At 56.6% G+C, this 8,348-nt stretch carries 10 protein-coding genes; all 10 read right to left on the minus strand.

Annotated features, from left to right (window positions below; all coding sequences use genetic code 11):
- Positions 1-58: 58 nt before the first annotated feature.
- Genes VTU_RS0122845 through VTU_RS32140 form a run of 10 tightly spaced genes read right to left on the minus strand, consistent with a single transcriptional unit; the run spans position 59 to position 7,945 of the window.
- Positions 59-1,033, minus strand: coding sequence for a glycine cleavage T C-terminal barrel domain-containing protein (locus VTU_RS0122845; RefSeq protein WP_010109687.1), 975 nt, complete (start codon positions 1,031-1,033; stop codon positions 59-61).
- Complete coding sequence (locus VTU_RS32130; RefSeq protein WP_010109688.1) at positions 1,030-1,338, minus strand: acyl carrier protein; 309 nt, start codon at positions 1,336-1,338, stop codon at positions 1,030-1,032. The genes VTU_RS0122845 and VTU_RS32130 overlap by 4 nt, the downstream gene beginning before the upstream one ends.
- Entirely contained in the window at positions 1,338-2,084 is a 747-nt protein-coding gene (locus VTU_RS0122855; RefSeq protein WP_010109690.1) for a 3-oxoacyl-ACP reductase family protein, read from the minus strand. The genes VTU_RS32130 and VTU_RS0122855 overlap by 1 nt, the downstream gene beginning before the upstream one ends.
- Positions 2,081-2,530 carry a thioesterase family protein gene (locus tag VTU_RS30940; RefSeq protein WP_010109692.1) on the minus strand — a complete coding sequence of 150 codons (450 nt, stop codon included), beginning with the start codon at positions 2,528-2,530 and terminating at the stop codon, positions 2,081-2,083. Before VTU_RS30940 ends, VTU_RS0122855 begins: the two co-directional genes overlap by 4 nt.
- Positions 2,527-4,890 carry a beta-ketoacyl-[acyl-carrier-protein] synthase family protein gene (locus VTU_RS0122865; protein ID WP_081479930.1) on the minus strand — a complete coding sequence of 788 codons (2,364 nt, stop codon included), beginning with the start codon at positions 4,888-4,890 and terminating at the stop codon, positions 2,527-2,529. Before VTU_RS0122865 ends, VTU_RS30940 begins: the two co-directional genes overlap by 4 nt.
- Before the next feature lie 9 nt (positions 4,891-4,899).
- Positions 4,900-5,670, minus strand: coding sequence for an SDR family NAD(P)-dependent oxidoreductase (locus VTU_RS0122870; RefSeq protein ID WP_010109695.1), 771 nt, complete (start codon positions 5,668-5,670; stop codon positions 4,900-4,902).
- A gap of 1 nt (position 5,671) precedes the next feature.
- Positions 5,672-6,331: a hypothetical protein gene (locus VTU_RS0122875; protein ID WP_029554675.1), complete on the minus strand. Its 660-nt coding sequence runs from the start codon at positions 6,329-6,331 to the stop codon at positions 5,672-5,674.
- 53 nt (positions 6,332-6,384) lie between these two features.
- On the minus strand, positions 6,385-6,681 hold the full coding sequence (locus VTU_RS0122880) for an acyl carrier protein (RefSeq protein WP_050809559.1): 297 nt from the start codon (positions 6,679-6,681) through the stop codon (positions 6,385-6,387).
- Positions 6,671-7,510, minus strand: a complete 840-nt coding sequence (locus VTU_RS32135) for a 3-hydroxyacyl-ACP dehydratase FabZ family protein (RefSeq protein ID WP_081479932.1) — start codon at positions 7,508-7,510, stop codon at positions 6,671-6,673. The genes VTU_RS0122880 and VTU_RS32135 overlap by 11 nt, the downstream gene beginning before the upstream one ends.
- 9 nt (positions 7,511-7,519) lie before the next feature.
- Positions 7,520-7,945, minus strand: a complete 426-nt coding sequence (locus VTU_RS32140; protein ID WP_081479933.1) for a DUF2141 domain-containing protein — start codon at positions 7,943-7,945, stop codon at positions 7,520-7,522.
- Positions 7,946-8,348 lie beyond the last annotated feature (403 nt).

The following is an 8,348-nucleotide window of genomic DNA, read 5'->3' on the forward strand; positions in this document are numbered from 1 at the left end:
TAGTTACCCATTGCGCTGTGCGCCATTCGCATCGACAGTTAAACAGAAGGGCGTCATTTCAAGAAAAAGCCTGCATTACCGACTGCGTCAGAAATGCCGGGGCCCCCACCGACCGCGCCTGCGCACCATTGACGGTCATAGCAATGCCAGGCCACGCCAGTTCGGCGTCCATATAGCAAAGCGCCACTGTTTTTTCCAGCGTGTTCGACCAATAGGCCCGATGCACTTGGCCAATGCACATATCGTTAACCTGCAAAGGTGCACCAGACACTCCATCCGGAGCCCCCTCCACCAACACCATCACACATTTACATTGAACTCCGGCACGGCGCGCTTCCAACTCCTGTTTGCCACGGAAATTGTCTTTGCGAAAGTCCACCATCCACTGCAAACCGCTTTCAAACACCGACACATCTGCAGGAATGTCGCGGTGACGGCTCAACGTACGCATCTCGACCATCATGACCGGATAGGCAGAAGCACCCACCGACTTGGCGCCCGCGCCAACCAGGCTTTGCAACAGGGCCTCTTTTTCAGCCGGTGCGCCGAAGAAATGCAGTTCGTATTCCCCCACAAAACCCAAACGCACGGCCAGCACGCGTGCAGAGCTCAACTCCAGCGCGCCCAAGAACGCAATGGAATGGACTTCATCACCGAAGACACGTTCTGCCACGGCTTGAGCGGCAGGCCCGGCCAGCGTCAAAGCAAAACGGCTCTGCTGCAGGTCTTCAACGTCCACTCCATAAAGCTGAGCTTGCTCGCGCAACAATGCGCCCACGGTCTGGGCATCTTCTCGCTCGCACACCACCATAAAGCCGTCTACCAAACCCACAACCCAAACCACCGCCTCGACGCCACCGGATTTGGACACGATCAGAGTGTTCGTGGCAACGCCGTCGTAGAGGTCGAGCATGTTCGCGCCCATCAGCGCGTCCAGCGCATCTTGTGCACCAACGCCACGCAATGCAAAACGGCCCCAGTCCGACATATCAACAACGCCAGCCTCATGGCGAATAACCTGGTAATCGTTCATTGCAATGCCTCCTGTGGAACTTCTTGGTGAGCCAGAATGAAATCAACAATGCTGTTGATGGAGCGAATTTCGCGCATGTCCGCGTCCTCAACGCGAACGCAAAATTCACTTTCGATGGCGACGACAATCTCCAACGCATCAACCGAATCCAAGCCCAGGCCGATGCCAAACAGCAGGCAGTCATCGGAAATTTCCTCAATCGTTCGGTCCAAAGAAAGACGATCGATCAAGGCTTCTTTCAAGCGCTGCGTCAAAGCAGCGCGACACTGGGCATAGGCCCGTATCTGATTTAAAGTTTGTGACATTAAACGTAGCCTCCGCCGCTTATATTGATGGTAGTTCCTGTGACAAATGTCGAAAAATCGGAGGCCAGAAACACGCAAGGCCCCGCGACTTCTTCTGCACGCCCGATGCGGTTCAACGGAATTACACGTTGAACTTCTGCCTTGGTTGCGGGCTGCATGCTTTTGGTCATTGCGGTGTCAATCACCCCAACCAACAGTGCGTTGACCAAGATATTTTGCTTGCCCACTTCACGAGCCAGCGATTTGGTAAATCCAACCACCCCCGCTTTGGCGGCCGCGTAATTGCACTGTCCTGGTCGACCCGAAATGGCAGAAATGGAACTGATAGAAATAATGCGACCGCTGCGTTTTTTCATCATCTCTCGCACCGCTTCGCGCGAACACTGGTACACGCCCCGCATGTTCACAGCATGCACGAGATCAAATTCTTCTTCCGTCATCAACAGCAATGGTTTATCGCGCGTGACACCAGCGTTGTTCACCAAAATATCCAGGCCGCCGAAGCGATCTGCTGCCGTCGAAACCATCAGGCGCGCAGACGCCGCTTCCTGCACCGGACCACAGGCCAATGCGCATTCAGCGCCAAGTTCGCGCACTTGATCTTGCGTCTCAGACAGCGCATCGGATAGTGTCGACGCGTTGAGTACCAGCCGTGCGCCTTGCTGCGCAAAGCCCAATGCGATGGCGCGGCCAATCCCGCGCGAAGCGCCCGTGACGATGGCAACTTTTCCTTCTAACAATTTCATGAATACACTTCTTTCGAGGCAACGGGGAGTTTTTGCCGCGCACTCAGGGTCAACTGCTGCATAGCATTGCGAACATCTTCTGGAAACATCTGCGGCGCATGTTTGACGCGATTCATGCAAATTATTTCGGCACGCACCGTGCAAATAGACCGCGCGCCGCGCTGAATCCGCGACATCCATAAAGCCCTGGCGGCACCCAGCTTTTCGACATGGGTATGAATCGTCAGCCGATCATCAAATAATGCCGGCGTGTGAAAAACCATATCAGCCCGCCGCAAAGCCAGTCCGGTCTGACGTTGCGAAAAAAGCTCCCCCACATCCAGTCCGACCGAACGGCCTGCTTCGTTGCGGCCACGTTCTGCCATTTCCAGATAACGTGGGTGGTACACGATGCCACCCGCGTCGGTGTCACCGAAGATCACCGAGTAAGACAACTTGTGACTCATTCGATGCTCCGGCAGCGCGAGACGACTACTGCATAAGCATCGCCGACTAAGTCGGCACCCAGGGCCATGATATGGTCTGGGCTATCGGATCGCATCACGACGGCCATTGCGGCCGCCACCGTCCATAAAGGCGCACCCGAGGGCGTGTAACCGATCACCGCCACGGGGTCTGCCACCACTGGCGGCGGGGTAACACCAAAACTAAGCGACAGGGCTCGGCGCACGCTGGTAGCCACTGGGGCGGGTCCGCAATCCAGCGTTACAAGACCACCAATGTCGTCTGGCTGCAAGCCCGCGCAACCCAAAGCGTGCACAATTGCACGATGCAAGGCATCGCCGTTGACTGCAACTCCAAGGTCTAGACAATCTTGAAAGTGCGCCCAACCGCTGATGCGCACCAAAGCGCCAGCATGGCGTGCCTGTGCACCCTGCGCACGCTCCAGAGCCAGGGCGCAAGCACCTTCACCCAGCGCGGCCGGTGCGCCGACAACATCCAAAGCACCAGCTCGGTGGTAGATGTCTAGCAGGCGAGGGGTTACCTCATCACTGGCCAGAACAGAGATGCGGTCTTGCCGTCCATAGCGCACCAGATCTAGCGCGTAGCAAAGTGCCGCCGCCGATCCGCACAGCGTGGTGGTGTAACCCGTAATGCCAAAGGCCAAACTGGCAGCACCACCGTTGGCGTTCATGGTGATCATGGGAAAATAGTGCGCATTGGCCAGAGCAGGGTCACCCTGAAATACGCTTTCCATGAATTTCTCAGTCGGCTTTTGCGCACCAAACACCGAACCACAGATCAGTCCCGAACGGGGGTTGTGGTCGTATAACTGTTTGTCTGCGCCCAAGGCGGCTTCCAGTGCCGCAATACCAAACTTGGCGCTGGGTGCGCAACGGGCAAAGGGCTTGAGATGCGCGTCCGTAAAGCGCAGCGCAGGCGAGGTAGCAGAAGCAAACGCATCTCCCCCCTTGCATGCCAGTGCAACACCCGCCACCAGAGCTTGCGCCAAAGCAGCAAAAGTAGTCCCGGCAGCGCTTACGGTGCCAACACCAGTGACCACCACACCGTCTGCGGCAATGGTACGCGGCATGATCGCGCCACCGCTCAAGACCTGAGGCAAGCACACCAGCAATGAGCTGTTATTGCCGCCAAAGCCATAGTTATTGACCATCAGCGTGTTGAAAACACCCTGGCGCGGAGCATCAGCGATGTAGTCGAGCACAGCGCAGCCGGGACGCACTTCGGTCATGCGCAAGCCGTGTGGGGCGTAGCCCCGTTGCGCCATAAGAATCGTGCTGATCAGCTCCAAAACACCGCTGGCACCCAGCGTGTGACCGAAAAATGATTTCAGCGAACTGGTAACCACACCGGGTCCAAAGACACGCAGCATGGCTTGCGATTCAGCGCTGTCGTTGGCCTCGGTCCCGGTGCCATGCGCGTTGACGTAATCAATCTGGTGCGGTTCCAGATTGGCGCTGGCCAGTGCTTCACGCATGGCTTGTTCGGCGCCGGCGCCAGTGGTGTCCGGCGCAGTTGCATGATGCGCATCGCCAGACAAACCGTAGCCCAAGACCTCCGCCAGCGGCGTGACCCCGCGCTTGCGGGCGCTAGTTTTCGACTCCAAAATAACGATGCCCGCGCCTTCGCCAATATTAAGGCCCGGCGAGATTGAGAAGGGCGCCGTCTTGGTGGACGAAAGCGCGCGTAGCGCATTAAAGCCCGCTATCACCGAAAGCGACACCGTATCAGCCCCACCGGCAATGACGATGTCCGCCTCGCCATTTCGAATCAAATCGGCACCCACGCCAACCGCCGTGTTGGAGCTGGCGCAAGCCGAGGAGATAGTGATGACTCGTCCCTTAGCCCCAGCCACGCGCTTGACCACTGCCGTGCAATGCGACACCAAAGTTGCGCAAATCTTGCGCGGGTCCAACTGCGCCAATTGGTCGTTCAACACCGCCATGGCGACAGCCTCGGTTTCGACCAAGCCGCTGTGCGAGCTGCCCAGGCAAACCGCCACGCGCTCCGCATCACCCTGAAAGGCGCCGGGCTCCAGACCAGCTTGTGCCATGGCTTCATGCAAAGCCGCCACCGCAAAAAAAGTGGCACGATCCATCCATCTGTGGTCTTCCGCGCTCAATCCCGCAGCGGGCACCTTGTTGAAGGTAGAAGCCAGCTGCCCCAAAAAACGACTGGCATCAAAAATCTCGACTGGCGCTATCGAATCTTGTCCTGCAAAAAGCGCATCATACAGCGAAGCACAGCTGCCGGCCAGCGGCGTGAGTGCACCCATGCCGGTTACTAGGACACGCTCAACCGGAGCAGGAGTTTCGTGCAGTTTTCCGCTGTTTGTATTTGTCATAACTGCTCCTCAACGTAAAAAACCACCATCGACTCGAAGTACCGAACCGTTGAGATAAGACGCTCCGCCCCCCGCCAAGAAACCGACAGTTGCCGCCACCTCTTCGGGACGTCCCATGCGCCGCGTAGCGCTGGCAGCGATGACGTGTTCATACATCTCCGGCTCCAGCGTCTCAACCATCTCGGTGGCAATGAAACCCGGAGCCACTGCATTGACACGCACCCCATGCGGCCCCAGGCGACGCGCCAGCAAGCGCGTGACGCCGATCAATCCGCTCTTGGTGGTCGCATAAGGAACTTGTCCTTCTTTGCCTGTGATTCCTGCCATGGAGGACATCATGACCACAGCTCCTGCGCGCCCAGCTCGAGCTGAGGCAATCAAGTGCAGCGCGGCCAGAAGGCTCAAACGCAGCGGCGCAATCAAATTGCTGCGTACTACATGCGCGTAGTCGATCGGTCGCATCATGGCAAAGGCGCCGTCATGCGTCCCCCCGGCGTTGTTGACCAAAACATCCAGAGCACCAAACGCTGCCAGCGTTTGCTCTATCACGGTATACGCCGCTTCAGGTTGCGCCAAATCTGCCTGAATCAGGTGCAGGCGCGCACCCATACCGACCAAGGACAGGGTGGCCTCTTGCGCCGCCGCCCTGTTTGACCGGTACACCAGCGCCAAATCAAATCCGTCCAGGGCAAAGCGCTGCGCAACGGCGCGCCCGATTCCACGCGTTGCGCCGGTAATGAGAGCCACCGGTCGGAATGTGTCAAAGCTTTTTTGCGTCATCTCAGCCCCCCATTTCCATTACGCCAACGCCCATGGTGACAACGCTACCGTTCATGGCTTGAGAAGTGTTTAAAACCGCCACCAAAAAACGGCCATATTCCAGCGCCAGCGGGGCCTTGTAGCGCATGGCATAGACCTTGAGGGCACCGCGGACGGTGCGCCACTGCTCGGCCGTCGCAGATTCCCTAGGAGGTTGACAGACCAGGGCGTGGTAGCTCAGTCCCATGCGTCCATACTCTTTGGCGAGGGATTTGAGCGCACCCACGCGCGCTTGCGTGGCGGCAGGCGCCGTTGCGCCCCCAGCTAGATCGCTTGCGACATCGTCCGCGCAAAGAGCCCAGATGGCAGCTTGCTTGTGCGGAGAAAGAGCCCGGGTCACATCACCACAAACCGCCAAAAAGCCCGACACCTCGGCGTCCAGTTGCGTGCAGATTTTTTCCACATCGGCGCCAACCAGATTGGCAGGATCAAAACCATCTTCGGAATGCGATGGAATATCGAAGATGAAGGCCTGCACCCGCGCACAATGACTCTTCAACAACTCCACCAGATCGACCCCCTCGGCACTGATGGGATGCATGCCCGCCTCTGTACAAGCAGCGGCGGCTGCATGGGCAATAACAGAATGAATTTTGTCAAAGACGACAGTGTCTGGCTTCATTGTAGGTAATGACGATGTGGTAGTTGCAGGAACAAATGGGATGAACCGGCGGCTCAGTCCACTTTTTCCGTCTTGCTTTCAAGCACCAAGTCGGCCAGCTTGGCCACCGTGGCGCAGCGCTCTTTCATGAAAGCCTGATCCACATTCGGAAAGCTCAATCCAAACTCGCGCTGCACACCAGCCACGATTTCCAACGCATCAACCGAATCGAGATCCAGGCTTTCAACCCCAAACAGCAAGGTATCGTCGCCGATCTGGTCGAGGGTGATACCCATCTCTCCCAGCTCCAAACCTTCCAAAATCACAGTTTTGCGAATTTTTTCCGCGATTGTCGCACGCTCAGATTGCATTTTTAACTCCATCAAAATCGAAATCGTCGTTCGCGGTGCGCAAAGCAACGCGGGCCCTAAGCGCTCGTGCGCCCTCAAAAAACAAGCTGACCGCATAGTTGCGACGCCCTACGTTGCTGGCCTGCAACCGAGCCCGCACTTCAACCATTGCACCGGGAGGAACAAGGCGCTGGAACACAGCATTCGTCACTTCCGCCAACCCCAGCACGCGCTGCCCTTCAGCCTGCGCGATTGAACTAGAAACTTGGGCTGCCATCTCCAGTAGAAGAACGCCGGGGGTTATGGGTGCCTCAGGAAAATGTCCGGCATAAAAACTCTGCGCAGGATCCAGCCAGCAAGACTCTTGTGCCGCCTCTGCGGTAGCATGCGTTGAAGCTGGGGTTGGCGCCGCCAATTGCTTTGATGCTGCGCTTGTTGCATCACTCGCGCCCAAAAAAATCGACCCAAACACCTCGGCACATGGCGCACCTGTGCTCGCAGTCAACACCGCTTCAAAAGCGTGATAAGCCCCAGCACTCTTGCCCAGATTGACTTCTATTTGCGTCGCCTCGTGCAAGCCCGAGAACACCCGATATGACGAAACCGCAGCCAGAAAACCTGCACTGAATGCGGTCGACCAGCGCGTGCGTAAAGCCACACCGGCAACCTGCGCGGCCAGTTCGATCGGCAAAGCGCTCATGGCCTCTGGCGCACGCCAAGGGGTAACCTTCGTCCACAGCTCTGGCGCAAGGTCGGCCACGGCGCAACCTTGTGAGCGCATGGTCACGTAATCTATAAATAAAAAAGGGCGACGATGACGGAGAACATCCGCGGCCATGATAGAAGACATAGCGTAGAACTACTTCAAATGCACGGCAATTTTGGTATTACCATCTACTTTGAATTTGGCGTCCTGATAACTGGCCGGACCAATGCTGCCACCGTTATTGCTAAATCCATAGCCTTCGATGGGAATTCCAAATAATCCGACATCTAGTTTGTTATTGTTGTTCTCATCGTGATAAAGCTTGAGTGCGTAATCCCCGGTAGATAAATCTTTGAATGAAATCACCATAATCAGATCCGAAACGTCCACGCGTTGTGTTGCATAGGGATTACCATTCTTGTATCCATCTTCACTGTCGTAGAGTGCCAAGGATAGGCTGCCTTCTTTTTGTTTTATTCTGTCAACAACTACGGTCAATTCATGCGCCTGCACAGTGACACATAGCAATGACACAAAAAAAATACAACAGACAGATCCTCTCCATCGCAAACCAAACATTTCCAATCTCCTAATCAATGGGTGGTCTCAACCTTGAAGTTCGAAGCGAACATGAGCCTTGTTTCGACCCAGTTCAGAGTCTTTAATTGCTGAGATCATAGCATGGTCTTGCCTTGCCGGGCGTTGTTGCATAAATCCCGAACCGTATAGCGTGCTGATATTTTTGCGCACAACGGCGTGAAGAATTTGATCTCGTGCATGCTGTGAACCGCATAGCGTGCTGATGTTTGTGCGCACAACGGCGTAGCAGGCGCTTGTGCCAACTTCGACCCCAATCCCGGTCGCACCCATCGCGTGCTCGTCTGAACCGGCCGCTTGCGTTGGCTCATCACCGCTCTACCTGCGCTGGCCCGCCCCGGGCCCCGGCTCCTCGTCGTTTCGTGTGGAAACCAACATGCACAAT

The sequence above is a fragment of the Verminephrobacter aporrectodeae subsp. tuberculatae At4 genome (genome assembly GCF_000193225.1).
GTDB lineage: Bacteria > Pseudomonadota > Gammaproteobacteria > Burkholderiales > Burkholderiaceae_C > Acidovorax > Acidovorax aporrectodeae.